We start from the raw sequence: 24,730 nt of genomic DNA, 5'->3' as shown, positions 1-24,730 counted from the left end.
ATGAACACCATCGCCCCACCTTCACTTATCGCCGAACCAATCGCCGCACCGGCGTCCAACGCCACCCTGCTGGACTTGATGTACGACGGTTTCTACGCCCTGTTCATGCTGAAGAACGGCAGCGCCCCGCAGGACCACGCCGAGTTCCAGTCGCGCATGACGCGCTTCCTCGACGACTTCGGCCGCAATGCGCGCAAGAAGAACGTCTCCGCCGACGACATCGATGCCGCCAAATATGCATTCTGCGCCGCTGTCGACGAGATCATCCTGCGCTCCCATTTCTCGATTCGCGACGCGTGGGAACTGAGACCGCTGCAATTGACCCTGTTTGGCGACCAGCTCGCCGGCGAAAACTTCTTCAACCGCCTGGACGCGCTGCGCACCCGCAGCAGCGAGCACGTGGAAGCGCTGGAAGTGTTCCATATGTGCCTGCTGCTTGGCTTCCAGGGCCGCTACATCCTGGAGGGTTCTGAGAAGCTGGGCTACCTGACCAGCCGCCTGGGTGACGAGATCGCCCACATGAAGGGCCGCCGTCCGGGTTTCGCACCGCATGCCGAACGTCCCGACCAGGTGATGCACAAACTGCGCAGCGACCTGCCGCTGTGGGTCCTGTGCTCCGTGTTCGCACTGATTTCCGCGCTCGCCTACATCGGCCTGCGCACCTCGCTGTCCAGCCATACGGCGCAGCAAGTGAGCGCCTATAACGATGTGGTGCGCATGGCACCGCGCCAAGCCCACGTCACCATCACCCTGCCGTGATGCGGTCGTTGTTCGGGACAGGCCTGGCCCAGCACGGCCGCCTGTTGACGCTCGCCAGCGCCCAGGAATCCAGCTTGCCGGAAAGCCTGATGGCGGAACGCTTTGTCGGCCGCGAAGGCGTGAATGAGCTGTTCTGCTTCGACATCGATGCGCTCAGCACTTCCACCAGCCTGGACCTCGGCCAGTTCATCGGCGAAGAACTCACCATCCGCCTGCTGCAGCCGGATGGCAGCCGCCGTTCATGGCACGGCCTGTGCACCCAGGCCAGCTGGCTTGGCGCCGACGGCGGCGTGGCACGCTACCGCCTGCGCCTGGAACCGGCGCTGGCCCTGCTGCGCCTGCGCCGCGACAACTTCATCTTCCAGGACAAGTCGGTGCGCGACATCGTGCAGGACCTGCTGGCCGATTACACGCAGGTAAGGCTCGACTTCGACGCCACGCAGGAACTGGCGCCGCGCGCCACAACCACCCAATATCGCGAGAGCGATTTCGAGTTCCTGTGCCGCATCCTGGCGTCCGAAGGCTTGAACTGGCGTTTCGAACACGACCAGGACGAGCAGGCTACCAAGGACGGCCAGTCGCGCCATCGCGTGGTGGTATTCGACAGCCAGGCCGCGCGCCCGGTCGTACAAGCCCTGCGCTTCCACGGCGTGCGCGCCACGGAGCGCGACGACTCGATCGACCAGTTCGCCGCGCGCCGCGCCATTGCACCGAACGCCATCAGCATCGCAAGCTGGGACCCGGCCCAGGTGTCGGCACCAGCCGCCGAGCAGACCAGCAACCTCGACGCCGGCGAGCTGCCTTCGATGTCCATTTACGACGGCAGCGAGGAACGCAGCTACATTGCCAGCGGTGAAGCCGACGGCCATAGCCTGCTGATGCTGCAGGCCGTCGAACTGACGAACAAGCAGTTCACCGGCGAAGGCTCGGCACGCCGCCTGGCGGCAGGCAGCAACTTTACGCTGACCGACCATGAGCGCTTTGACGGCGACGAATTCACCACGCTGTGGGTCGAACACGAAGCACGCAACAACTTCACGCCATCGCTGAAAGCCGGCCCCGGCGTCGCCCCGGGCACCTACCGCAACCGCTTCGCCTGCGTGCGCTCCGCCGTGCCGCTGGTGCCGCCTGCTACTGCCCTGCGCGTGCAAGGCGCAGCGCTTGGCGCGCAAACAGCCCTGGTGGTCGGCCTGCCAAATGCAGCCAACACCACGCAACGTGGCCAGCAAATCCGCATCCAGTTCCCATGGCAGCGAGGCCCTGGCGCCAATCCTGGCGGCGCCAATCACAATACGGACACGCAAGGCAACGCGCCCGGCGACGAAAGCTCGGGCACCTGGGTGCGCGTTTCCGAAGCACTGGCAGGTCCGAACTTTGGCACTCAGTTCACACCGCGCGTTGGTACCGAAGTGCTGGTCGATTTCATTGAAGGCGATATCGACCGCCCCATCGTGGTGGCCCAGCTCTATACCGGCAGTGACCGCCCGCCCTTCTCGGCCGGCGTTGACTCGAGTGCCAACCACGCCGGTGTCATTTCCGGCATCCACAGCCACGCCCTCGATGGCGGCGGCTACAATCAATGGGTGCTTGACGACACCAGCCAGCAACTGCGCATGCGCCTTGCCAGCAGCACGGCAGCCAGCCAGTTAAACCTCGGCCACATCGTGCACCAGGCGCCCGACTCCGCCACGCGCGGCGCGCACCGCGGCACCGGTTTCGAACTGCGCACCGATGCCTGGGCCGTTCTGCGTTCGGGCGAAGGCTTGCTGCTGACGACCAGCGGCCGCTCAGCGCGAGGCAGCGGCATCAGCTCGACCCAGCTCGAAGTCGACGACGCATTGGAGCGCCTGCGCGCCAGCCAGAAGCTGGCCGACAGCCTGGCCAAGCCCGCTGCGCAGCAGCACGCCCTATACAGCGCCGAAGCAATCAAGGCGCAGCAGGACATGCTCAAGCAGCTAGACCCGAAACAGGACGGCAAATACGCCAACGCTGTAAACGGCCATACCGCCCAGCGCACGCAAGACGGTGCTCGCGACCTGGATTCCGCCAAGCCGGTGGAACGCTTCGCCAGCGCCATTACTGTGATCGACAGCGTGGACAGCATCAACTTCGCCACGCCCGCCTCCACCCTGCTGTTCGCCGGCGAACAACTGCACTGGACCAGCGGCTCCGACCTGCATCTGACAGCCGGCCAGACTTACTCCAGCGTGGCCGGCAACGCCGCCACCCTGTTCACGCGCGAGGGCGGCATCAAGGCCATCGCCGGCAACGGCGACGTCTCGCTGCAAGCCAACACCGGCGCGCTGGAAATCCTGGCGGACAAGGAAGTGGTGGTCCTGTCGGTCAACGACGGTATCAAAATCAAAGCCAACAAGAAGATCGTCCTGCATGCGGGACAGTCCTCGATCGTGCTCGAAGGCGGCAATATCACCTTCGCCTGCCCCGGCAACTTCACGGTCAAATCTGCCAAACATGACTTCCAGGGTGCGGGTTCCGCAGCAGCCGACCTGCCGCCACTGCCCAATGGGCTGGTCACCATGCCCGAGGCATTCAAGTCCGACGCGGGCCCGCATAGCCTGCGCTTCGCCTTTGCGGGCAGCGACAAGCTGGCAGACCTGATGGGAATCACCGACCAGCCTTATAAGCTGGTGGACGGCAAAGGCAAGGTCGTGGCCGAAGGAACGGTGCCAAAGGATGGCCGCCTGCCGCGCCAGGATTTCCCGAAGAAAGAAGACCTGCAGCTGCTGATCGGAGACGATTCCTGGCGCGAGCAACCGAACGTCGCCGCAGCCAACGTGCCACCGACGCCTTTCGAGCATTACGTGGAAATGCATAATAGTCCCGAGCTACTGGTGAGCTACTCCTCGCAGCCGCATGACGATGACGTCCAGTTCCTGGACTCCGACATGATCGCCCACCTGATGGGCACCCCAATTGGAGACGATGAATGATCAAACGCCTTTTCTTGGGCGCCCTGTTAGCCTTTAGCGTGACAATGTCGGCATATGCCGCAAAAGACGTAGTACCAATGAGCCAGGGCCTGCACGAGTGGCAGACCAGTTCCGGCAAGCTGATTCTGGTTGTCGGCAGCTACCAGGACGTCACCTCCTTCCACCGCAGCTACAGCTTCTATTTCAAGGCCAATGGCGACCAGGACTGGAACCAGGTCCCGCTGATGCGAAAGAACAGCGGCATGGAATTTACCTGGGATAGCGCCAGCGGAGGCGACGTGCTCCTGGCGGACGCTATTGTCGTCCCGCGCAAGGAAGGTACCTTCTTTGTCATTGCCAGCCGCAACTCCGAAAAAGGGTACAGCGAGGCCGGTGCCGCCAGCGCCACCTGGTACAAGTTCGTCGAAACCGATGGCAGCAATCCTGACCAACCGGCTTATTCGCTGCAGCCTGTGTTCACCCGCCCGTACGGTAAAGTCAAAAATGGCGTCGAAGAGATACTCGCCAAGGAAGCCCTCCTGAAGCCGGCGCGTTGAGAACACCATCATGACGAAAGAGTACCTGAGCGCGAAGTACGACGCCGACACCCTGACCGTAAATTTTGTCGCCGGCGATGGCAGCCACCTGCTTCGCAGCGGCGGCACCGTAGCCTGGCGTTTCAACAACCCCGGCAACCTGCGCCCCGGCAAGAAAGGGGTGCTGATCTATGGCTCAATCGGCATCGGCGACACCAAGACCAACAAGTCGTTCCTGATCTTCTCCAGCTACGAGGAAGGCCGGAAGCAGAAGAAAGCCCTTCTGCGCAGCCGCTATAACGACCGTACGATTTACACCATGCTGACCGGTATCGACGACGGCAAGGGCAAGCTCATTTACGGCTATGCCCCAAAGACCGACAGCAACGATCCGGAAAAGTACGCGGCAGTGATCTCCAAGCATACCGGCTTGCCGACGACGACCAAGCTGTCCAGCATGACGGACGCGCAGCTCGAAAGCATGATGGACGCAATGGAGAAGCACGAAGGCTTCCACGGCAAAAAAGAGACGCGCAAGGAAAAAGAAATCCCTGCCACCAATATCGTTGTTACCGATGGTGCGAAGCCGAAGGCAGACTTGCCGGTCAAGGTGGAAATCGCCGGCAAGGCTCATGAGACCAAGACCGACAAGAGTGGCCGCGTGCCGGCCATCGTCCACCTGACTCCGGGCGAACAGGTCAAGGTATTCCTCACTGCGGTCGACGGACAATGGAAGAAAGCGCATGAATTCATCATGGCGCAGGAGTCGAAGACCCTGGCGCTGATCCACTCGCTCGACATCTTCTCGGCAACGACGGAAGTGAAGAAGACGCAAAGCAAGACGCCGGCCACTCCTGCGGCGCGCACGCCGACCCTGTACGTGGTCCAACCCGGCGATACCGCGGGCCGCATTGCCAAGGATTTTGGCACGACAATCGCTGAAATCCAGCGCGACAATCCGCACATCAAGAATATCGCGCGTATCTTCCCCGGCGATAAGCTCAACGTTCACGGTAAGGCATCCGCAAAACAAGCGAAGACCGGCGGAGCCACCAAACCTGCTGCCCTGCCCCAGGCTCCCAAGAAAGCTGCGCCGCCCACAGCGAAGAAACAGGAGCCGGCCCAGCAAACCCCGGCCAAGCCTGCCGAACCGGCACGCAGCAAGGAAGGCAGTGGCGCGCCGCTGGCATTGATCCCGGTCGACCAGAAACGGGCACCGTGGATGGCCATCGCCATCGAGGAAGCAAAGAAGTGGGCCGGCAAGACGGAAGGCACCATTACCAAGACCAGCAATTACCACAAGCTGACCGGGGCTGGATTCCTGAGTTCCCTGGAGGGCAAAGACAACGCCTGGTGCGCTTCCTTCGTCTCATATTGCCTGACCAACGCCCAACCGGCCTATTCGAAATGGAAGAACTCGTTCCGCGCCCGGGCCGTTGCGCTGGATGCGACTTTTGTCGAAATCAAAGAGCCGGTGTACGGCGCGATCATGCTCCAGGGTACCCATCACGTCGCCTTCGTCTACGCCAAGGATGGCAACAGTTATGCCTGCCTTGGCGGCAACCAGTCCGACCAGATCAACTTCACCCCCTTCAAGAAAAGCCTGCGCTTCTTTGTCCCGATCGCGTATTCGGAATTCGCAAAGAAGGAAATCAAGGATGGTAAGAGCCTGGTCAACCACACTTGCGCTGACTTGAACAAGGCTTTTGGTATTTCCATGCACAAGAAGGAAGGCGACGCGACGCGATAAATATGAGAAGACTTGCCACCACCCTTACTTATTCCGTTTGCGCCTTGCTCGTGCTGGCCTGCCACAGCGGCCAGGCCAGCGACCTGGCTGCCACCACCATACCCGCCGCAGAGATTGGCCGGCTCCAGGTCGAAACCAGCGGCAAGGTCGTACTGGGCAAAAAAGTGAGCGATGCGCTCGGAGAGCATATTCTCCTGCTGACCGAAAAGTCGCTGGCGTCGCAAAATGGACGCATCGAGCATATCGAACTGGTCGCCACCTACTACGACCTGGCTGACGGCAAGTGGACGCCTGCATGGGCCATCAAGGATGGTGTTGACTGCCCGGGACTGGATAGCGCGGCCTCCTTCTTCGCCGACGCAACCACCGTCACCGACTTGGATAAAGACGGCAAAGCGGAGGTCACCGTCGCTTACAAGACCTTCTGCGGCGGAGGCGTCGATCCTTCGACCGTCAAGGTGATCCTGCGCCAGGGTAAGCAGAAATTCGCCCTCCGCGGCGAATCCCTGATCAAGTTCAAGGGCCAGGAAGCGATGGGTGGCACGAACAAGCCGGATAAGGCACTGCTCGATAGCGATAAAGCTGTGTTCAAGCGCCATATGGATAAAGTCTGGCAACAGGTCTACGTTGAACGGAACGACGGATGATGCGCATCCTGTCTGCACTCGCATGTTATGCCGCCTTTTCGGCGCAGGCAGCTGAGCTGAAAGACTTTGGCTGCACGCCAGACGCCAAACCGCAGCGCCCCGGCGCCTCCTTACGCCTGCCCGGCAAAACCCTAACGCTCGATTATCAGGAAAAGGCCCGCTCGGTCAGCATCGCAGTCGGAGGCCGCTCGCAAAGGATCGAGCGGATCGACAAGAACTATGGCCCCGAGCTGATTGGCATGGAAAAGCACATCCGTTTCCTGCCCCTCGAGCTTCAGCCCTACCTCTCGCGCAATGTGGTTCTGTTCAATACTGTTGTTCGCAGCAGCGGCGGTGAAGGCATGGGCCAATGTGGATCGGGGGCGGAAGAATATTTGAATGCTGCCAGCATCGACGGCGTAAAGATCAAGGTGCTGGGAAAAGTGCACGTCGGCAGCTGCTATGAGTCCATTTACCCCGACAACGAGGACGGAAAAGAAACAGACTTCTCCGCATACTCAGTGCAGGATGGCAGGCTTGCGATCAAGTTCTTGAACTACCCGGAAATGAAGAACTCCCCTACCGGCATGCTGTCCAAAGACTTTCGCCGGCTTGAGTTTTCACAATCGGCGCAATGAAGATCGGTCTTCGCGTCGCAGCTGCCCTGCTTCTAGTGGCTGGTTGCACCCCCGATGTCCCAAAACCAGGCGTCTCCGATGACCTGGCCAAACTGCGTGGAATTATTGACCTGCGAATTCCTGCAAGTTCGGGACGCTGGGAAGTCTTTGGCACCCCGGAATACAAAGGCGGCGTGCCGGGACCTACATTCCTCATTACGCTCGTAGCAGAACTGCATTCGGAGAGTTCCTGGTTTGACGCGCAGAACGAGCAGACAGGTTCCGTTTATATAGCTCCGGAAGCTGCAAGGCATTGGCTCGCCGACGACTTCCGCCAGCTTCTGGAGAGTGATAAGGGCAACGAGGTAGATCTTTCCCGCAAAGCCAACTGCCGGAGATTTACGACCACGCTCAAGAAAACTGGCGAACCACTCAAAGGATTCGTTTGCGCGAGCTCAGGCCGGACTTTGCTTCACTTGACCATATGGTCGGAACAATAGAAATCTAATATGAAGAACATTAAACTCGCAGCACTCGCCCTTTTCGCTTCCTGCACCGCCGCCTTCGCACAGTCACCGATAGCTGCAATCGAGGGGGAATACAATCTCACTTCATCGACAACCGTACCAGCGAGCAAATGGGGCTATAACAAGGCTCACATCTCGATCAGGAAGCTGGATGAACACCATGTGGTGATCCTGCTGTCGTGCGAATGGAAGGATGAACCCAAAGCCAGATGCGATGACTATTACTTCGCAAAATGGCGCGATGATGGTCTTTACCTGCAGGATATGAATACGGATGGCTTCTTCCGCATGTATTTCGATCCGGCTGCCCGCATCTTTACCGTGATCTGGCGCGGCTCCGACCGAAAGGGCAGCATCCGGCGCGACATATACGGCCCCACCAAAGGCGCGCCGGAGGATGCGGCGCTGGTTCGCCGCCTCAAGCGCGCCGAGAAGAGCTATGTACACCCGGATAACGTGCGTGTGTTCGGCACGCACGATAAATGGAAGTACGAGGTCAACCGCATCGAATTCCAGAACACTACACCTTGATGTAGACCTTCCGTTTGTCCAGCCAATAACCCACCAGCCAACAGGCAAGCATGAACAGCAGCGCAAACGCCAGCGAGGAAGCCTTTGGGCTGCCGAGCGGCGCCAGTGCTGCTGCCAGGGGCGCGTAAGTGCCAGTCTTGTCCAGCGCAATCACGGCGACCTGCGACAGCATGTAGATGAACAGCGTGTTCTTGCCGAGTACTTCGAAGAAGTACGTCCAGCGCCGCGCGCCGCGCACTTCAATGATCCACGCCAGGGCGGCCAGCGCGATCAATGCGGTACCGGTCGAAAGCAGCACGTAACTACCCGTCCACAGTTTCTTATTGATCGGCAGCAGCGGTGCCCAGCATAGCGCCAGCACGGAAAGCAAGACGCCAGCCACTGCCAGCATGCCAAGCGTGCGCGATGTCGCTCCGTTCTCGCGCAGGTAGCGGCCGGCGAAATAGCCTCCGATGACATTCACCGTGGCAGGAAGGGTTCCAAGCAGGCCCTCTGGGTCGAAAGGAATACCCTCGCCTTTGTACAGGTGGTTGGCGCCAAACACCCATAGGTCAATGGCCCGGCCTGCGTTGCCATCCAGGCTGTAGTCTCCGAACAGCGACATCACCAGCCAGTGTCCGAGCAACGCGACGATACTGAATACCAATGCGCCTCGCTCGCCCAGGTAATGCAGCACCAGCGCAGCGATGCCGAAGCACAGGCCAATCCGCTGCAGCACGCCGGGCAGGCGTACTTCGCTTAAAGACCCGCCCAGCTTGGGCAAAAAGCATAGCAAGAGTCCGAGGGCAATGATGATAAGGGTACGCTTTGCGATCTTGGCCAGCACGGCCCTGTTGCCCATTCCCTCGTAGCGCGGCAAAGTGAACGCAAGCGCATTTCCCACCACGAAAAGGAAGCTCGGGAACACCCAGTCGGTCGGCGTGAAGCCGTGCCAGGGAGCGTGCAGCAGCGGCGTATAGACGTGGCTCCAGTCACCCGGCGTATTCACGATAATCATCAACGCGACCGTCAGGCCACGCAGGACGTCCAGCGATTGGTAACGGGCGGCAGTCATTGCGCCGCCTCGCGCGGAAGTACAGACGCCGGCGCCAGGATACGCCGATAGGCACCCGTCGGTACGTTCGCCATCGAGCTGCAATTCGGCTCTGCAACCTTGGAGGGCTTGCGGCATGGCCGGTCGCGATCGAGCGACCAATAATGGATCCCCGCCATGCCCATCTTGCGCACGGCAGCGGCGGTGGCGCGCGCATCGTCAAGGGTGTAGACGTTTTCCACCACATCGTTCACGCCGATCATGGGTGTCAGTTCGATCTGCGCATACGGTACTTTGTACTTTTGATGGACATTTTGCGCTGCCTGGATGGCGGATGCCCCCATATCGCAGCGGCCGCGTCGCACCACGCATACTTTGCGGCTTGCGGGACCATAATCCATCACCATCAGGTTCAACACGTAATCCTGCACGCCATGCTTGCGCAAGGCTGCCAGTACCTGCTCGCCGGTTTCATTCAGGCTGCGCGCACTGCCGTTCGAAGCAGCATGGGTGGCGATGGTGAAACTGAAACGCAGGTGAGGATGCGCTCTCTGCGCCAAGGTGATGCGCTCAACCAGCGAATCGATCTGCGCGGCCGTCTGGCCATGCTCAATATCGAAATCAAAGCCAATCAGCTGCGGCGACGCATAGCGCGATACGAACGCCTCCATCCCCTGGTCAGTGGCGCAGGTGAAGACATTGCCCTGCCCTCCCGTCGAAATGATATATCCCACGCCAGCCTGCACGAACCGCGGCACGTTGTCTGCGGCAACGCTGGCGCCGTCAAGCTCACCCCAGCGCTCCTGGCCGCATTCGCCGCGCGCGAAGGCCCAGGTCTGCACGCCCTGAGCCGGATCCCACGGTGAAAGGTATTTATAGGGACTATAGACGACTGCCGGCGCCGCGGCGGCGGCAGTCGAGATGGCGGCGAGGGCCGCCAGCATTACTTTACGCATTCAAACTCCGGATACAAAAAAGGCAGGGTCCCGGAGGAACCCTGCCATAACACTCTTACATCGGGATCAATTACATCTTGCCGCGCACGCCGAAGAACAACTGCTTGCCGTTCTTGTAGAACGCGCGTGGCTGGTTACGCGACGTAGCGTACGACTTCAAGGTCGGATCGTTCAGGTCTTTGCCTTCCAGCGACAGCGTCAGGTTATCGGTCAGGTTGTAGTTGAAGGCAGCGGACAAGGTGCCCACATCATCCTGATAGATTGCGCTGTTGCGGTCCAGGCCGTTCAGGAACGCCGAACGGTAGCTGTAGTTGATACGCGCGCTGAACTTGCTGGTCTCGTAGAACACGCCCAGGTTATAGGAGTTCTTCGAGGTGCCGATCATGCTGCAGTCGCCCAGATCCGCACAAGCCGATTTCGGTGCTGCTTCGGTTTCCTTGCCGTCGGCGTAGGTGTAGTTCGCGTTCAAGCCAAAGCCGTTGCCCAGGTCCTGCAAATACTGCAGTTCCACGCCACGTACACGAGCCTTGGTGTTCACTGCGGAGCTCATGTTATAGGTGGTGACCCTGCCGACCGACTGATTGAAGAAGTCAGCCTTCGAGGAACCGAAGGTCACGTAGGAGCCCATGTTCATGTTGTAGATGTTCATGCCCAGCAGGGACTTCGGCATGAAGTACCACTCCAGGCCCACATCGACGTTGTTCGACATGATCGGACGCAGGTTCGGGTTGCCGCCGGAACCGGAGAAGGTCAGGTCGTTCAGGCTCAAGGCACCCAGCGAACCGAAGTCAGGACGCGCCAGGGTGCGGCTGGCAGCACCGCGCAGTTTCAGGTCCGGCGTCAGGTTGGTGTACAGGTTGATGCTAGGCAGGAAGTCGTTATAGGTGTTGGAGCTGTGGGTCGGGTTCCAGACGTTGTTCGGCGAGCCGTTGTCCACGTCGATCTTGGTCTTCACGAAACGCACGCCGACGTTACCGCCGAAGTTGCCGAACTCGAGGTCACCCATCACATATGCCGCGGTAGCTTTTTCCTTGATCAGGAATTCGCTCTGGTAGGCGTGGTTGGCGAAGTTGACGTACTTGTCGCCCCAGGCTTTCATCGACTCGGCGTCGAAGGTCCAGGCGCGGTTCAGCAGGTTAGGCAGTGGGCTGTCCGGGAAGCTGGTCAAGCCGGTAGGACGGTTGGCCAACAGCGAACCGGCAGGAGCAACCGTACCGCCCAGCCAGGTCAGGGAACGCTCGTGGTTTGCATTGCGGACGCCGAAATGCAGTGTCGGCACGCCGTTCCACTGGGTCTTGTACTGGCCGTCGATCTGGCCGTAGGTTTCCTTGTCCTTTGCCGTCACGTCCGAGGCCCAGCCGCCGAAGAAATCGGCGCCAGTGCGCGGATTGAAGGTGCCGGCGTTATCCACGATCACGGTGGCAGGAGAATCCAGGCCATGGGTGGTCAGGCTGTTGCCTGCGTAGGCCAGCCAGGCTTCGTAACCGTAGTCGCGGGCGTAGCCGGTACCGCGGGTGGTACCAATCTGGCCTTTGAACTTCAGGTCCTGGGTAGGACGGTAGTTGAAGTCGAAGTTGACGAATTTCGAATCGCTGTACGAGCCAGGACGGGCGATGATGTCCTGCACCGATGGGCCCATCTTCGAGCAGTCCGCCACTGGGCAGGCGCTTGGGAAGGTGATCGAAGTGATGGTGTCGCCGGTGACGGTCCACTTGGAAGGGATCACGCCGCCCACGCCGGACCAGTTATTGGTCAGCGGCTGGTAAGGCGCCAGCATGAAGTTGGCATTGATATTGTCCGCATCCAGGCGGGTGTAGAAACCGTTGATGTCGAAGTCGAACTCTTTGTTGACCTTGACCTGCACGTCGATCATGCCACCCTTGCGCTCACGTTCCTGGTTGAACATGGCGGTACCGGTCAGCAGCGAGATGTACTTGCCTGCCACTTCAGGGTTGGCGGCAACCCACTGCGGCGCATAGCCTGCGCTCAGCTTGTCCCACCACAGGAATTCCTGGCCGATGCGGCGCAGGGTGCGTTTTTCGTCGAACACCTGGACCAGCACGCCCACGTTGTTCTGTTCATTTTTCCAGTTGCCCAGGGCGCTGAACTGCGCATCGGTCTTCTTGGAGCCTTCGCTGTACACACCGGTCACGGCGCCCATCAGGGTCAGCGGGTCCTTGAAGCTCAGTGGCTTGCGGGTTTCGATGTCGACGTTGCCGGATGCGCCGCCCTCGATCAGGTTAGCCTGCGAAGACTTGTGCACGGTCACGCGGCCAATCAGCTCCGACGGGAACATCGAGTAGCTGACGGAGCGGCCGCCGTTGGTGATGTTGGAGATGTACCAGTCGCCGCTCGACACGGTGTGGCCGTTCAGGGTGGTCAGCGCCAGGTTGGATGGAGTGCCTTTCAGGCTGACGCGGTCATTCTCGCCAAAGCCGCCTTCCGAACCGCCGGCCGTAGCGACCGAAACACCAGGCACGCGCTGCAGCGAATCAGCCACGCTCTTGTCCGGCATCTTGCCCACATCTTCTGCGGTAATCACTTCAACCAGCGAGTCGGCATTGCGCTTCTGGTTGATCGACTGCGCCAGCGCGGCACGCACGCCGGTCACGACCACGACGTTCTGCTCGGCCGGAGCAGCCTGCTGTGCTTGCGCCATGCCAGCGGTGGCGGTCAGGATGGCGACTGCGGTCGCGATCGGTGTCATATTGCGGTTCATTTACTCCCCCTAAGTATGGGCTGTCTCAAAGCCCGGTCTGTTGTTACCAGTTTCTAAAACCACGTTCAAACCAATTGGACGCCAATATACCCCGATCAAATACCAGAATACTACCAATTTTCGTATTTTTTTCGCATGTTGTACTGAAAAGACATACCACTTTTGCCTTAAAAGCCTGCTGTTAGCGCTATCCCATTGGGGACGTGGACTATGAGTGGCTGCATACCTCTGGCCATAAGGTCTTTTTTTGGTATTATCAGCCGCACACAAGGGGAGACTAAATGGCATCGCTCGCGCAGCTCATGGAAGACCTGGTGCAGACCAGTAGCCAGCCGCTTTACCAGCTTCTGCAGCGTGCCTTGCGTGAAGCAATCAACCTGCATGTGTTCGGTCCCGACGAAGCCCTACCGGCCGAACGTGTGCTGGCGGCCGACTTGAACATCTCCCGCATCACAGTGCGCAAAGCCATCGACGGCCTGGTGGAAGAAGGTTTGCTGGTGCGCCGGCCGGGCTCCGGCAATTTCATCAACACGCGTATTGAAAAGAACTTCGCCAAGCTGACTTCCTTCTCGGAAGATATGCGCTCACGTGGGCGTACGCCGCGCAGCGTGTGGCTGAAGAAATCGGAAGGAACTGTAACGCCCGAGGAAGCCCTGCGCCTGCGGCTTAGCCCGGGCGCGCCGGTGTACCGTTATCACCGCATCCGCTTTGCGGACGAAGTGCCGATGTGCGTGGAATACGCGACCATCGTGGCCGATGCGCTGCCTTCGCTGGAGGCGGTGGACGTGTCGATGTATGAAGCGCTGGAAGCGGCCGGCCACCGGCCGGTGCGCGCGCTGCAGCGACTGTCCGCCCTTCTGCTGACAGGTGAACAGGCCAAGCTGCTGCAAGCGAAGGAAGGCGACGCCGGCCTGGCCGTCGAACGCCTTGGCTTCCTGCGCGATGGCCGCGCAGTGGAGTTTTGCCGCTCGATCTTCCGCGGCGACATGTACGACTTCGTCGCGGAACTCTCTACGCCTTAGTCTTCTACATAGCCTTTGCGCAGCTTCTCGTCGACCAGCTTCTCCATTTCACGCAGCGCGCGCTCGGGCGTTTCGAACTGCTTGAGCAAGGACTGGCCAGTGCTGCCGATGCGGCCGTAGCTGACGGTCAGCTCGGCATCGCGCAGGGAAGCACGCCAGAACTTGCGCGATGCGCCCTGCTCGAAATGCAGGCTGCGTACTTGCGCCCCGGCCGCAGCGTCCAGTGCAGCTTCGGCAGTCGGCGCCACCTGCGCTAAATGCGCTGCATGCGCCGCGGCGGCCGGCGCAGGCGGCGGCGCGAGCGGCACCGGATCAACCATCTGCTCCAGCGCCCTGTCCTCGCCTGCCGCCAACATGGCTTCGATGCGCTGCAGGACGGCGCCCGGATTATCCAGCCAGTCCTTTCCTGGAATATCCAGCACACGCCAGCCAAAACTGCGCAATACGCCGGGACGGAACACATAGCGTTCCACGCTGTCGCTGACCGCTTCGGCCGGATTGTCCAGCAGGATCGCCAGCGCATAACCGGCGGCCGATTCGTCAACGATGGCCAGGTCGCAGCGGAACTGTGAGCGGCCGACATTCAGGTGCACCTGGTGACCGCGCTCGCGCAATGCCGCTGCCAGCGCATCGCGAATGCTGTCTTGCGGAATATCCCTGGTGAACGCATGGCGCGCCCCGTGGTTTCAACGCCCCCAGCACCGATTTGCGCGCGTTCGAACTGGCCAACTGCGCTGGCCTGTGCAAACTGCAGGAATGAGCGCAAGGCTGCCGCGCCGTCGTTGTGGACGTTGGTAATGGCTTCGGCATGAATGGTCGATACCACCGCCATCCGATGGCGCGCGCGGCTGAAGATCACGTTCAGGCGCTTTTCGCCGCCGCGCTGGTTGATCGGGCCGAAATTCATCAGCATCTTTCCATCCGGCCCCGGCGCATAGCAGATACTCAGGATAATCACATCACGCTCGTCGCCCTGCACGTTTTCCAGGTTCTTCACGAACAGGCCGTTGAACTGGTCATCGTCTTCGCGCACATACTCGCGCTCCAGGCGCATCGCAAAGTCCGCATCTTCCTCTGCCAATGCTTCCAGGGCAGATTCAATGGCGCCCTGCTGCGCCTCGGAAAACGCCACGATGCCCAGGCTCATTCCCGTTTCGCGCCTTAGCATTTCACGCACCGTGTGCGCGATATAGCGGGCCTCCGCCTCATTGCGACGGCCGATATAGACACCGTCGGCCACTTGATGGAAGCTGACCGGGCGCGCCATCAGTGCTTCGGCAGCCGCAACGCCGACGCCGTCGTCCTCGGAGCGGCGCGCTGCCGCCAGCACGGATTCCTGTTCCAGCAGGCGATCCGGAATCGTCACCAGGCGCCCTTCGTAGAAAGCGGCGTTGGAGAAGCTGATCAGCGATTCGTGCCGGCTGCGATAGTGCCAGGCCAGCAAAGTCGCCGGCAGGTTGCGCGCCGCCTGGTTCAACAGGCTATCCGCATCGAGGTTGATGGCGATGCGTTCACCGCCCTCTTCCACCAGGATCTCGTCCTCGCCTTCGCCGGCGCCGGCGCTGAAGAAGCTGGTCGGTGGCAGCTGCATTTCATCGCCCACCACCACCACCTGGCGCGCGCGGCACAGCGCCGGCACCGCTTCCTCGGTCGGAATCTGGCTGGCTTCGTCGAAGATGACCACGTCGAACAAATCGGCGGACAGCGGCAGCGTGTCCGACACCGACAATGGGCTCATCAGCCAGATCGGCTTCAGGTCGTTCACCACCAGCCCGGTCTCGTCGTCGCTCAGGTCACGGATCGAGCGATGGCGCATGCTCTTGCCGAATTCGTGTTCCAGCTCGCGGCGCCCGGTTGCATACAGCTTCCTTGAACGCCTTGGCGTCGTCATCGAGCTGGGTCGCCGAGGTTTGCCGAAACCCGCACATGCTCGCTGAAGCGCGCGTGTTGCGTGGACTGCACCACCTGCGCATTCAGCGCCAGCAATTCGCGCTGCAGCGATGACATCGCGTGCACCGATTGCGCCAGGGCGGCGCCATTGAAACGTGCGAGTACCGGATCAACCCGCAAAATGCGGCGGAACGCTTCGTCAGCGACCAGGGCATCCAGGGCGTGCGGTGCGAAGTTCAGGCCTTGCAGGATGGCCGTGCAGGCTGGACCGGCGGAATGCACTGCACGCAGCAATGGCAGCAAGTCCGGCAAATCATCCGACGCTTCGCGCAAGTCGCGCAGCAACTCGGCCAGTTCGCCCAGCCGCATGCCCGTCTCCAATACCAGGTCGTGCCCGACGCTTTGCGCCAGGCTGGCCAAGGCCTGGCGCGAGAGCGCTTCGGAACGCGCCGAGGCGAGCGGATCGGCCGACTGGCTCAGTCGTGCCACCAGTGCGGACGGGCCATCTGGCTTGGCGAGCCGCTGCTCAATGTCCTCCAGCGCACGCAAGAAGGGCTGCATGTCACTCACGCCGTATTGCTGCTGGCTGGCCGCTGCAAATACGGCCAGGTTCGCCTGCGCAGCATGTTCGGCTGCCAGCGCTTCCAGCACCTGCCGGTAATTCGGGCGCACCGCGTGACGGCTGAAATCGTAGCGCCGCTGCATTTCACCACGCATGCGCCACCAGGCCGGCTGCAACCAGCGCAGCAGCGAACCTTCCAGGCGGCCGGCCAGGTCGAGCGCCGCGATGGTGTCGCCCGGCGTCAGCTTGTCGCGCCAGTTTGCCGTCGCCTCCTGAGCTTTTGCCAGGGCCTGCTCATGGCTTGCCAGGGTGTTGCGCACGGTGGTCAATCCAGCGTACTGCGTCGAACCATGGTCAAGCAGGGAAATATGGCTAGCGATGCCAGTGTCCAGCAGCCATTGGCTGTCCGTCGCGTCGCACAGCGCCTGCTGAAGCGTCGCATCGAAACTTGGCTCCAGCGTGTCAAGCAGGGCCTCCGCTTTCTGGCATAACTTCTCCAGCCGGCCATATGCCTGTTCGTCGGCCACCACGGCAGCAGCCAGCCGCGAGAACGGGTGTGCCGCCAGGGCGTCCAGGCCAAAGCGCTCGCGCATGGCACGGTGCAGGCACTGCACCAGCTCGTGCTGCTGGTCCCACGCTGCCAGCGAAGGCAGGCGCTCGCGCCAAGCGTGGGAAAGCTCCGGAACGACCGGCGACTTGGCCAGGCGCCGCAGCAGTGAGCGCACGGTTGCGCCCAGTTCCGCTGGTGAGCCGGCCAATGCCGCTTCGAACGCATCGATGCTGGCCTGTTGCGTGGCCATGGCATCGGTGAGCTGTGCACGGCGCGCAGCCAGCGCTTCGCTGGCGGGCGGCTGTGCTACCCAGTTTTCGTAGCAGCCGCGCAGATCGGCGATATAGGCCTTCTTGTCGGCCTGCGAATCGTGGATCAGGCAGCATAGGGAATCCAGCCCGCTTTGCTTCAGGCGGTGGAACACCACGTCGAGCGCCGCCCGCTTTTCGCACACGAACAGCACGCGCTTGCCGCGTCCTGCGAAATCGGCAATCAGGTTGGTGATGGTCTGGGACTTGCCGGTACCTGGCGGCCCCTGGATGATGAAGCTGCCCTGCGTGCGTGCCAGCCGCACGGCAGTGTTTTGCGTGGCGTCGGCCGCCACCACATTCCATTGTTCGGTAGGCGGCAACGGCGGTGGCAAGCCAGCCTCCAGCGCCCTCGGCTCGATCGAGAAGATGCGGTCGAAAGATGGATTGGGCGCAGGATCGTCCAGCAGTTGGGCGTAGTCGCGCACCAGCGACATCTTGCGGTAATTGAAGTTGGCCAGCGTCACCTGGGTCAGGTCAAGGTCCCATGCGTAGCGATGTCCTTCGGTTTCCTCCAGCGTATAGCCGGCACGGTCTTCCGCTTCCACCGCTGGTGCGCCCAAGTGTGCCAACCGTGGTCCCGCCGTCGGCGCCGCGCCGGCCTCGAAACGCTGCGGCAGTTCGCTTGGGCGAATCCAGTGCTCGAACAGCGCGCGCCCCAGCGGCCGGTAGTCGTCGGCAGCGTAGCTGTATGGAGGAAGCCAGCTTTCACTGCGCCTGGCGCCCGCCGTTGAACGGCGGCGCTGGTACTGCTGCAAGCGCTGCAAGGCCTTCTGGCGCACCTGGCGCACCGCGGCTTTTTCAACCAGGCGCAGTTCGACTGCCGGTTCCGATTGGCGGATCTGGCCCAGGATATCGGTGTGCACCTCGGCCAGCGAAGTGCGTGTCAGGTCCACGGTTTCAGCCAGCCGGATGCCGTAAAGCTGGTTCAACTGATGCCGCAGCACAGGATTGAATTCCGCTTCAGCGCTGGTGCACTGGATGACGTACTGGTCGCGCACCCCTTTTCGCTTTACCAGTTCGACCGGAAGCCAGAGCAACGGCGTCGTGATCCGTTCATCCGGCGCTTCCTTCAGGTTGTGCCAGCGCAGGAAGGCAATCACCAGGCGCAGGTTGCTGAAGCCATATTCGGCGCGGTCGCGCCGGGTCTCGCTGATCAACTGGTCCAGGGCCGCCGGCAGGTAGGGCTGGTCGTCAAAACGCAGCCAGCTTTGCAGCGCGAGCGGTTTGCCCGCCGCCAGTTCGGCCGCGAACGGGCCGCCCCAGGTACAGATCTGCTCGGCGCGGATGCTTTCGACCTGCAGCATCAGCGGCACGCTGGCCACAGTCAGGTTGACCGTGGCTGCAGTCGGCCGGAAGTACAACAGGCGGTTGCGGCGCGACAGGTCGAACAGGCGGTCGCGCAGGTGATTCAGCACTGCCGTGCGGCGCGGTGCCGCGCCATCTGCACCAGCCAGCGCGCGCTCCACGTCCAGTACCTGCGGCTGCTCGCGCCAGGTGCGCAGGCGCGCTTCGAGTGCCGCCACGTCGGTCGCGCGCTCGTGGCGGTTCACTTCCGTCATTTCGACAATCACAGCGGCGACAATCGGATGCAGGCGCTCGTGCAGCAGGAACAGGTTGCGGCGCGCGCCGGCAAATTCCTGCAAGTCCTGCGGATCGCGGAAATCCAGTCCGCAGGCCAGGCTGGCCAGCAGCATGCCGAGCATGTAGACGTCGCTGATTTCGTCATGGTGGCCGACCAGCTTTTCCCAGCTTGCGGGACCCGGCAGGTGCACCGGTCGCTCGATTGCCGCGTTCACGTCCAGCTGGACCGCCAGGTCGCTGACCTCGAATCCTTCGCCGTCGGTGCGCTTGGACTGCAAGGTACCGACGATATTCAGGCCGGATGCGGGATGCGGCTGCACCATGTGCACCGCCGCGATATTCATGCGCGGCGCTTCGCCTTCCGACCGGCGCAGGCTTAACGCGCCTTCGCCGTCGACCAGGATGCTATCGGCCTCGAGCGCGGCAACCCTGCCCTGCGCATGCAATGCCGCCACCTGCCGGAACAGAGGCAGCACCAAAACCAGCACGTCGTCGGCCGACAATGCCGCCCCGTCTTGTGCCTCAAGCAGCTTATCCAGCGTGCCCATCATATCTTCAACTCCTTGGCCAGCTGGCGGTTATAGCGGTCCAACTCCCGTTTGCCGAAACCGGCATCGCGCCGCAGGTTGCGACGCAGGCCCTCCAGGCTGCCCAGTTGCTGCGCCACCTCGCCGGCGCGCAGCAGTGCCTGGTCGCGCTGGTCGGCATCGGCCAACGCTAGGTCCAGCATGAGCGCATTCAGGTAGTCGCGCACGCTTTCGTCGGCAGCCTCCGCGCCGAAGGCCTCGGGCGCCACCGTTGGTTCTGTTTCCTGCCAGTCGGGGAACATCATGCGCACCTGCGCCAGTACTGTTTCGCTCGCGAGCTCGGTGCCGTCCAGGAAATGGGCGAGGAAGCCGCGTGTCATCTCCTGCATGCGCAACTGCCCCGGCAAGTCCAGTTGCGGCAGCGACAAGCGGCCATGCAGGCGCGAATCGATCCAGCTGTCCAGGTCCGGCGCGCCCTCCCACCATAGCGACAGAGCACGTGCGCGGATAAAGGTCTCCGGATGGCTGTGCGCCGTGCTGGCGCCGGTCTCGCTCGATTCGATCTCGCTGGCCTGGCGCAGGTAGGCAGCCGGGTCAACGCTGCCGATACCGGTTTGCACCTTGACCAGCGTCGATACCGCCGGCCCCACGGCTCCCGCCGCAATGGCGCCGCCGCGGTCGGCAAACAGCTCCGTGTGCAGGGCAAACCGGCGGTACGTCTCACGCTGGCTCGCGCTGGCGCTGGGCGACGCCAGCGCGTCGGCGAGAATACGGTCGGCAACCAGGAAGCTGCCATCGTCCTGCGACCACAGCACATAATGCGCGAGTTCATGTCCGAACAGTGCCAGGAGTTCGTCCTGCGACAAGCGCTCCAGCACCGGTCCCTGCAAGACGATGTGTACTTCGTCCGGCACGAACACCAGCGCGGCATTCATTTCCTGTCCTGGCGACTGATACAGCGTGGCCGGCGCCAGGATGCCCAGCCTGACCATGGCTTGCGCCAAAACCTGGTGCACGCCGGCGTGGCTCTGCCCCTCGATACGGTAAGTGTCGCGCAACAGCAGCGCACGCAGCGATTCGCGATGCTCCTCGTCAGAGCGGCGCTCGCTGGCCCAGCGCCATACGTCAGGTTCGTGGCGGCGCAGGTGCTCAACCACCTTCGCGTGATAGGCCAGTGGCTGCAGTTCCATGCTATCCACTTAGCGCTTGGCCTTCGAGGCGTCGCTGGCGATCACCACCGACAGTTTGGCTGGATCGATATGCTTGCGGAAGGCTGCGTTCACCTGCTCCGCGGTCAAGGCCTTCAGCTTCGCGTCGTACTCCTTGCTCCACACGAAGGTGCGGTCCAGGTAGCGGAAGTGCGACCAGGCGCCGGCCACCACGTCGTCCTTCGAGCGATTCTGCAAGCGCTGCTGCATCAGGCCCGACTTGGCGCCCGCCACTTCGGCTGCAGTAAAGCCGCTCTTCACCGCGCGCTGCAATTCCTGGCGAATGGCAGCTTCCAGCTTGACCATGTTCTGCGGCGCTGCAATGGCGTCAACGGTGAAGCCGCCCGCATCGTCACGGTCGCCCGCTTCGAGCGAGGAGCCGCCGCCGTAGGACAAGCCCTCCTTCTGGCGAATCCGGTCCATCAGGCGCGACTTCAGGCCACCGTTGCCGAAAATGTAATTCGCCACCTCAAGCGCCGGATAGTCCGCATCGTCCGTGCGCAGCGGGATATTGATGCGCGCGGCGAACATGCCGTTCTCCTTGTCCGGCGCATCCAGCGCGATGCGGGTCGCGGCCTTCTCAACGTGCTTGTCCAGGATCGGCGCATAAGCGGCCTTGCTTTGCCAGCCGGCCAGCTCTTCGGTCACCACCTTGACCAGTTCCGCCTTGTCGAAATCCCCCACTACGGAAAGCTCGCCGCGCGAAGTGCCGTAGAATTCGGCGTGGTAGGCCTTCACATCGGCCAGCTTCATCGTCTTTACCGCCTCGATCTGTTCGTCGAGCGTCATCACGCTACGCGGATCGCCCTTCGGCCAATGATCGAAGTATTCGGCCAGCGAACGGCCTGCCATCGCCTGCGGGTCGTTGCGCGACGCTTCAATCGCCACGATCCACTGTTGGCGCATCTGCTCGAATTCCGCTTCGGGGAAGGAGGCATCCTTCAGCACGTGCGCCACCAGGCGCAGCGCATCGGACAGGTGCTCACGCGTCGTTTCGAAGTGATACAGGCTGCCTGTCATCTTCAGCTTCGACATCGCGTCGGCCAATTGGGCGCGCGAATACTTGCCGGTGCCGCGCGCCAGCATCTGGTCCGCCGCCGCCGACAGGATCTGCTTGCCGAACTGGTTCTTTTCATCGCCCCAGTGCAGGCGCATATCCAGCGCCACGGTCTCGCCGCGATTCTTTTTCGGCAGCAGCGCCAGTTTCAGGCCGCCGATTTCCTTGAGCTCGGTGCGCGCCATGATGTTGTCCTGGCTCGGGTCGAAGTTCTCGGAAGTCAGTGCGCTGGCCTTGCCTTTGTAATCCTTCAGCAATTCGGCCGCCGTCGGCGACGCGCCGATCTCCGCGCGCTGCGGCGCATCATCCGGAACAAAAACGCCGACGGTGCGGTTATCGCGCTTCATGTAGCGCCCCGCCGCTTCCGCAACCTGTGCGGAGGTGATCGCAGCCAGCCCGTCGCGGCCCTGGAACAGCAGTCGCCAGTCGCCCAGTGCGATATGCTCACTCAGTGCCACTCCCACCTGCTGCGGATTATTCAGCGCCTTTTCAATCGAGTTGCTGTACTCGCGGCGCGTACGCTCCATTTCCTCTGCGCTCGGCGGCGCCTTGGCGAAGCCCTCCACCGCCGCGATCAGTTCGTCGCGCACCGGTTCGATCGGCTGCCCCAGCTTCACCACCGCGCCGAATACTTGCAGGCTTGGCGCGAAACCAGGCTGGCTCATGGCAAACACCTGCGCCGCCTTGCCGCTTTCCACCAATTGCTTGTGCAGGCGGCCGTTTGGCGTATCGCCCAGCACCTGCCCCATGAATGCCAGCGGATCGGCATCGTTATGCAAACCCGATGGAATCTTGTAGCCCACCAGGACGATCTGCACGTCGCCCTTGCGATGCACCGCGTAATGGCGCTCGCCGTCCTGGGTCGGTTCCACAGTCCAGAACTGCGGCAGCTTGCGTTTGGGTTTGGGAATCGCGCCGAAGGTCTTGCTGATCCAGGCCAGCGTCTGCGACGCATCGAACTTGCCTGCTACCAGCAGTACCGCATTATCAGGCTGATAGTAGGTGCGGTAGAACGCCTGCAGGTTCTCGATCTTGACGTTCTCGATATCGCTGCGGTTGCCGATGGTGGACCGGCCGTAGCTGTGCCAGTCGTAGGCGATGCTTTCCAGGCGCTTGTACAGCACTTCGAACGGACTGTTCTCGCCGCTCTCGTACTCGTTGCGCACCACGGTCATTTCCGAATCCAGGTCTTTCTTCGCGATGAAGGACCTGGTCATGCGCTCGGCTTCCATATCCAGCGCCCACTTCAGGTTTTCCGGACTGGCCTGGAACACTTCGTAGTAGTTGGTGCGGTCGAGCGACGTGGTGCCGTTGAATTCCATGCCGCGCTCGGAGAACTGCTGCGGGATGTTGCGATGGTTTGGCGCGCCCTTGAACATCAGGTGCTCCAGCAAGTGCGCCATGCCGGTCTCGCCATAGTTCTCATGGCGCGAGCCGACCAGGTAGGTGACGTTGACGGTCACCGTCGGTTTCGACGCATCGGGGAACAGCAGGACTTTGAGCCCGTTGGGCAGGCGGTATTCGGTGATGCCTTCGACCGACGGGCCCTTGGCGACGCCGGCGGGCAAGGTCTGGGCAAGAGCGGAAGAAGCGGTCAGCAGCAGCGCTGCGACATATCGGATTTGCATAGGGTTCTGCTCATATTGGCAAAACCCTATCCTACCACTTAGGTCTTTTCGTCAGGTAGCAGGCAAGCCTCGACCACCTGCAACTTATTGTCCTTGGCGAACTCTTTAACGAAGTTATAAGCCATCGGCTGGATTTCGCGCAGGCCTTCGTTGACGACGACGGCCTTGATGCCATTCACGACGGTCGGGGTGACATAGGGCGAGAACTGCAGGTGGGCATGGCGGCCGCCGGAGCCTTCCGGGCGGAAGCACGACAGTACACCGGCCAGTCGTTCCGCCCAGTCGCTTGGTCGGAATTGTTTGCCGTCGGTCGTAAGCCCAAGAATGAAGAACTCGCTGGCCATATACCTGAAACCCAGTTGCTGTGAGGAACCCCAGTATTATATCTTATAGAAGACTTGAACGGGGTCCCGGGTTCAGGTCATTTTAGCCGAGCCACACCGCTCCGGACAGCAACAGCAGCAGCATCATCCACAGCAACAGCGCGCGCCAGACCAGGCCGACCGTGCTTTGCAGGGCGCGTACGCCAGGCTCGTCGCCCGGCAGTTGGTCCACTTCCATGTCGCTGATGTCGACAGTTGCCGCATCGGATGGAATGATCTTGGCCGCGTTTTCGTACGGCGTTCCCAGGCGCACGCCCATGGCGCCGCCACCGGCCGACAGGATGATGCCGATTGCCTCATCCTTCCAGCGGTGGGCGAAATTGCGCCAGGCGTAGATCGCATCTTCGAAATTGCCGACCACGGCGAAGGCCACGGCGGTCAGGCGGGCTGGAATCCAGTCGATCCAGTAGAAAGCCTTGGCAGCAAAGATGCCGAACGCTTCCTGGCGCATGTGCTCAGGCTCATTCCAGGCACGGGCCAGGTATTCGGACACGCGGTACAGGATGGCGCCGCAAGGACCAAGCGGCATCAGGAACCAGAAGAACACGCCGAATACATTGCGGTGGGTGGTGACCAGCGCCTTCTCCACCGCAATGCGGGAAATCTCGCTCACCTCCAGGCCCACGGTATCGATCTTGCACCACTCGGCCAGCAGTGCACGGGCCTGGCTTTCGTCGCCCGCGCTCAGGGCCAGCTGGATCGAAGTGAAGTAATGGCTGTAGTGACGGAAGCCCAGCGTCAGGTAGACGATCAGCACGTTCCAGGCGAAGGCTGCCAGCACCAGGTTGTAGCGCAACAGCAGCCAGTAGACCAGGCCGGCCGGCAGCGTCAGCGCCCCCATCAGCAGGAACCAGCCCATCCGGCCGTGGCTCGCATGCCCGGCATTGAACCACTGCTCCATGCGCACGGCCAGGCTCTTGATTTCCGCCCAGATCGGGTTGTCCGCTCGCAGGGGCTTCAGTTGCTCAAACAGCAAGGCCACGAGTATGGAGAGAAAAGTCATCTAAATCCTTTGATTTGCAGTACC

Annotated in this window: 19 protein-coding genes; 9 read left to right on the top strand and 10 right to left on the bottom strand. The window is 61.7% G+C overall.

Annotated features, from left to right (window positions below; translation table 11 throughout):
- From icmH to ACQ4MM_RS20780, 8 genes are read left to right on the top strand one after another with little or no spacing between them, the layout of a single operon-like run.
- On the top strand, positions 1-759 hold the full coding sequence (gene icmH, locus ACQ4MM_RS20815; RefSeq protein ID WP_431479146.1) for a type IVB secretion system protein IcmH/DotU: 759 nt from the start codon (positions 1-3) through the stop codon (positions 757-759).
- Complete coding sequence (locus ACQ4MM_RS20810) at positions 759-3,710, top strand: type VI secretion system Vgr family protein (protein WP_431479145.1); 2,952 nt, start codon at positions 759-761, stop codon at positions 3,708-3,710. The genes icmH and ACQ4MM_RS20810 overlap by 1 nt, the downstream gene beginning before the upstream one ends.
- A complete protein-coding gene (locus ACQ4MM_RS20805; protein ID WP_431479144.1) occupies positions 3,707-4,246 on the top strand; it encodes a hypothetical protein in 540 nt (179 codons plus the stop codon). The genes ACQ4MM_RS20810 and ACQ4MM_RS20805 overlap by 4 nt, the downstream gene beginning before the upstream one ends.
- Before the next feature lie 10 nt (positions 4,247-4,256).
- Positions 4,257-5,975, top strand: coding sequence for a LysM peptidoglycan-binding domain-containing protein (locus ACQ4MM_RS20800; protein ID WP_431479143.1), 1,719 nt, complete (start codon positions 4,257-4,259; stop codon positions 5,973-5,975).
- A gap of 2 nt (positions 5,976-5,977) precedes the next feature.
- Positions 5,978-6,622 carry a M949_RS01915 family surface polysaccharide biosynthesis protein gene (locus ACQ4MM_RS20795; protein WP_431479142.1) on the top strand — a complete coding sequence of 215 codons (645 nt, stop codon included), beginning with the start codon at positions 5,978-5,980 and terminating at the stop codon, positions 6,620-6,622.
- On the top strand, positions 6,619-7,239 hold the full coding sequence (locus tag ACQ4MM_RS20790; protein WP_431479141.1) for a hypothetical protein: 621 nt from the start codon (positions 6,619-6,621) through the stop codon (positions 7,237-7,239). Before ACQ4MM_RS20795 ends, ACQ4MM_RS20790 begins: the two co-directional genes overlap by 4 nt.
- The gene (locus ACQ4MM_RS20785) at positions 7,236-7,718 is read left to right on the top strand and encodes a hypothetical protein (RefSeq protein WP_431479140.1); all 483 of its coding nucleotides are present in this window, start codon (positions 7,236-7,238) and stop codon (positions 7,716-7,718) included. Before ACQ4MM_RS20790 ends, ACQ4MM_RS20785 begins: the two co-directional genes overlap by 4 nt.
- Before the next feature lie 9 nt (positions 7,719-7,727).
- Entirely contained in the window at positions 7,728-8,276 is a 549-nt protein-coding gene (locus tag ACQ4MM_RS20780; protein ID WP_431479139.1) for a hypothetical protein, read from the top strand.
- Here the strand turns inward: ACQ4MM_RS20780 and ACQ4MM_RS20775 are convergent.
- The 3 genes from ACQ4MM_RS20775 to ACQ4MM_RS20765 form a co-directional block, all read right to left on the bottom strand.
- Entirely contained in the window at positions 8,266-9,330 is a 1,065-nt protein-coding gene (locus ACQ4MM_RS20775; protein WP_431479138.1) for an acyltransferase family protein, read from the bottom strand. The genes ACQ4MM_RS20780 and ACQ4MM_RS20775 overlap by 11 nt on opposite strands.
- Positions 9,327-10,265, bottom strand: a complete 939-nt coding sequence (locus tag ACQ4MM_RS20770; RefSeq protein WP_431479137.1) for a glycosyl hydrolase — start codon at positions 10,263-10,265, stop codon at positions 9,327-9,329. The genes ACQ4MM_RS20775 and ACQ4MM_RS20770 overlap by 4 nt, the downstream gene beginning before the upstream one ends.
- A 70-nt stretch (positions 10,266-10,335) precedes the next feature.
- Positions 10,336-12,984, bottom strand: a complete 2,649-nt coding sequence (locus ACQ4MM_RS20765; protein WP_431479136.1) for a TonB-dependent receptor — start codon at positions 12,982-12,984, stop codon at positions 10,336-10,338.
- A gap of 281 nt (positions 12,985-13,265) precedes the next feature.
- Between ACQ4MM_RS20765 and ACQ4MM_RS20760 the strand changes: the two genes are divergently transcribed.
- The gene (locus ACQ4MM_RS20760; protein ID WP_431479135.1) at positions 13,266-14,006 is read left to right on the top strand and encodes a GntR family transcriptional regulator; all 741 of its coding nucleotides are present in this window, start codon (positions 13,266-13,268) and stop codon (positions 14,004-14,006) included.
- Here the strand turns inward: ACQ4MM_RS20760 and ACQ4MM_RS20755 are convergent.
- The 7 genes from ACQ4MM_RS20755 to ACQ4MM_RS20725 all read right to left on the bottom strand — a co-directional run bounded on the left by ACQ4MM_RS20755 (position 14,003) and on the right by ACQ4MM_RS20725 (position 24,706).
- The gene (locus tag ACQ4MM_RS20755) at positions 14,003-14,620 is read right to left on the bottom strand and encodes a WGR domain-containing protein (RefSeq protein WP_431479134.1); all 618 of its coding nucleotides are present in this window, start codon (positions 14,618-14,620) and stop codon (positions 14,003-14,005) included. The two genes, ACQ4MM_RS20760 and ACQ4MM_RS20755, sit on opposite strands and share 4 nt — an antisense overlap.
- Entirely contained in the window at positions 14,590-15,897 is a 1,308-nt protein-coding gene (locus ACQ4MM_RS20750) for a DEAD/DEAH box helicase (RefSeq protein ID WP_431479133.1), read from the bottom strand. The genes ACQ4MM_RS20755 and ACQ4MM_RS20750 overlap by 31 nt, the downstream gene beginning before the upstream one ends.
- Complete coding sequence (locus ACQ4MM_RS20745) at positions 15,894-19,451, bottom strand: DUF4011 domain-containing protein (protein WP_431479132.1); 3,558 nt, start codon at positions 19,449-19,451, stop codon at positions 15,894-15,896. Before ACQ4MM_RS20745 ends, ACQ4MM_RS20750 begins: the two co-directional genes overlap by 4 nt.
- Positions 19,448-20,617, bottom strand: coding sequence for a M48 family metalloprotease (locus ACQ4MM_RS20740; RefSeq protein WP_431479131.1), 1,170 nt, complete (start codon positions 20,615-20,617; stop codon positions 19,448-19,450). The genes ACQ4MM_RS20745 and ACQ4MM_RS20740 overlap by 4 nt, the downstream gene beginning before the upstream one ends.
- Before the next feature lie 9 nt (positions 20,618-20,626).
- Positions 20,627-23,320, bottom strand: coding sequence for a M16 family metallopeptidase (locus tag ACQ4MM_RS20735; RefSeq protein ID WP_431479130.1), 2,694 nt, complete (start codon positions 23,318-23,320; stop codon positions 20,627-20,629).
- A 38-nt stretch (positions 23,321-23,358) separates the two neighbouring features.
- Positions 23,359-23,664, bottom strand: a complete 306-nt coding sequence (locus tag ACQ4MM_RS20730; protein WP_431479129.1) for a DUF3579 domain-containing protein — start codon at positions 23,662-23,664, stop codon at positions 23,359-23,361.
- Positions 23,665-23,746: 82 nt separating this feature from the next.
- A complete protein-coding gene (locus ACQ4MM_RS20725) occupies positions 23,747-24,706 on the bottom strand; it encodes a CobD/CbiB family protein (protein WP_431479128.1) in 960 nt (319 codons plus the stop codon).
- Positions 24,707-24,730 lie beyond the last annotated feature (24 nt).

The sequence above is a fragment of the Massilia eburnea genome, from assembly GCF_050709955.1.
Taxonomy (GTDB): Bacteria; Pseudomonadota; Gammaproteobacteria; order Burkholderiales; family Burkholderiaceae_D; genus Rugamonas; species Rugamonas eburnea_A.
The sequence above is the reverse complement of the archived record's forward strand: the minus strand, read 5'-3'. Positions and strand labels throughout refer to the sequence as shown.

Coding starts and splice junctions, on each gene's coding strand:
- ACQ4MM_RS20770 (WP_431479137.1), bottom strand. CDS start 10,265: ATGCGTAAAGTAATGCTGGCGGCCCTCGCCGCCATCTCGACTGCCGCC.
- ACQ4MM_RS20725 (WP_431479128.1), bottom strand. CDS start 24,706: ATGACTTTTCTCTCCATACTCGTGGCCTTGCTGTTTGAGCAACTGAAG.
- ACQ4MM_RS20785 (WP_431479140.1), top strand. CDS start 7,236: ATGAAGATCGGTCTTCGCGTCGCAGCTGCCCTGCTTCTAGTGGCTGGT.
- ACQ4MM_RS20805 (WP_431479144.1), top strand. CDS start 3,707: ATGATCAAACGCCTTTTCTTGGGCGCCCTGTTAGCCTTTAGCGTGACA.
- ACQ4MM_RS20735 (WP_431479130.1), bottom strand. CDS start 23,320: ATGCAAATCCGATATGTCGCAGCGCTGCTGCTGACCGCTTCTTCCGCT.
- ACQ4MM_RS20800 (WP_431479143.1), top strand. CDS start 4,257: ATGACGAAAGAGTACCTGAGCGCGAAGTACGACGCCGACACCCTGACC.
- ACQ4MM_RS20745 (WP_431479132.1), bottom strand. CDS start 19,451: ATGATGGGCACGCTGGATAAGCTGCTTGAGGCACAAGACGGGGCGGCA.
- ACQ4MM_RS20740 (WP_431479131.1), bottom strand. CDS start 20,617: ATGGAACTGCAGCCACTGGCCTATCACGCGAAGGTGGTTGAGCACCTG.
- ACQ4MM_RS20810 (WP_431479145.1), top strand. CDS start 759: ATGCGGTCGTTGTTCGGGACAGGCCTGGCCCAGCACGGCCGCCTGTTG.
- ACQ4MM_RS20765 (WP_431479136.1), bottom strand. CDS start 12,984: ATGAACCGCAATATGACACCGATCGCGACCGCAGTCGCCATCCTGACC.
- ACQ4MM_RS20775 (WP_431479138.1), bottom strand. CDS start 9,330: ATGACTGCCGCCCGTTACCAATCGCTGGACGTCCTGCGTGGCCTGACG.
- ACQ4MM_RS20750 (WP_431479133.1), bottom strand. CDS start 15,897: ATGACGACGCCAAGGCGTTCAAGGAAGCTGTATGCAACCGGGCGCCGC.
- ACQ4MM_RS20760 (WP_431479135.1), top strand. CDS start 13,266: ATGGCATCGCTCGCGCAGCTCATGGAAGACCTGGTGCAGACCAGTAGC.
- ACQ4MM_RS20730 (WP_431479129.1), bottom strand. CDS start 23,664: ATGGCCAGCGAGTTCTTCATTCTTGGGCTTACGACCGACGGCAAACAA.
- ACQ4MM_RS20795 (WP_431479142.1), top strand. CDS start 5,978: ATGAGAAGACTTGCCACCACCCTTACTTATTCCGTTTGCGCCTTGCTC.
- ACQ4MM_RS20780 (WP_431479139.1), top strand. CDS start 7,728: ATGAAGAACATTAAACTCGCAGCACTCGCCCTTTTCGCTTCCTGCACC.
- ACQ4MM_RS20790 (WP_431479141.1), top strand. CDS start 6,619: ATGATGCGCATCCTGTCTGCACTCGCATGTTATGCCGCCTTTTCGGCG.
- icmH (WP_431479146.1), top strand. CDS start 1: ATGAACACCATCGCCCCACCTTCACTTATCGCCGAACCAATCGCCGCA.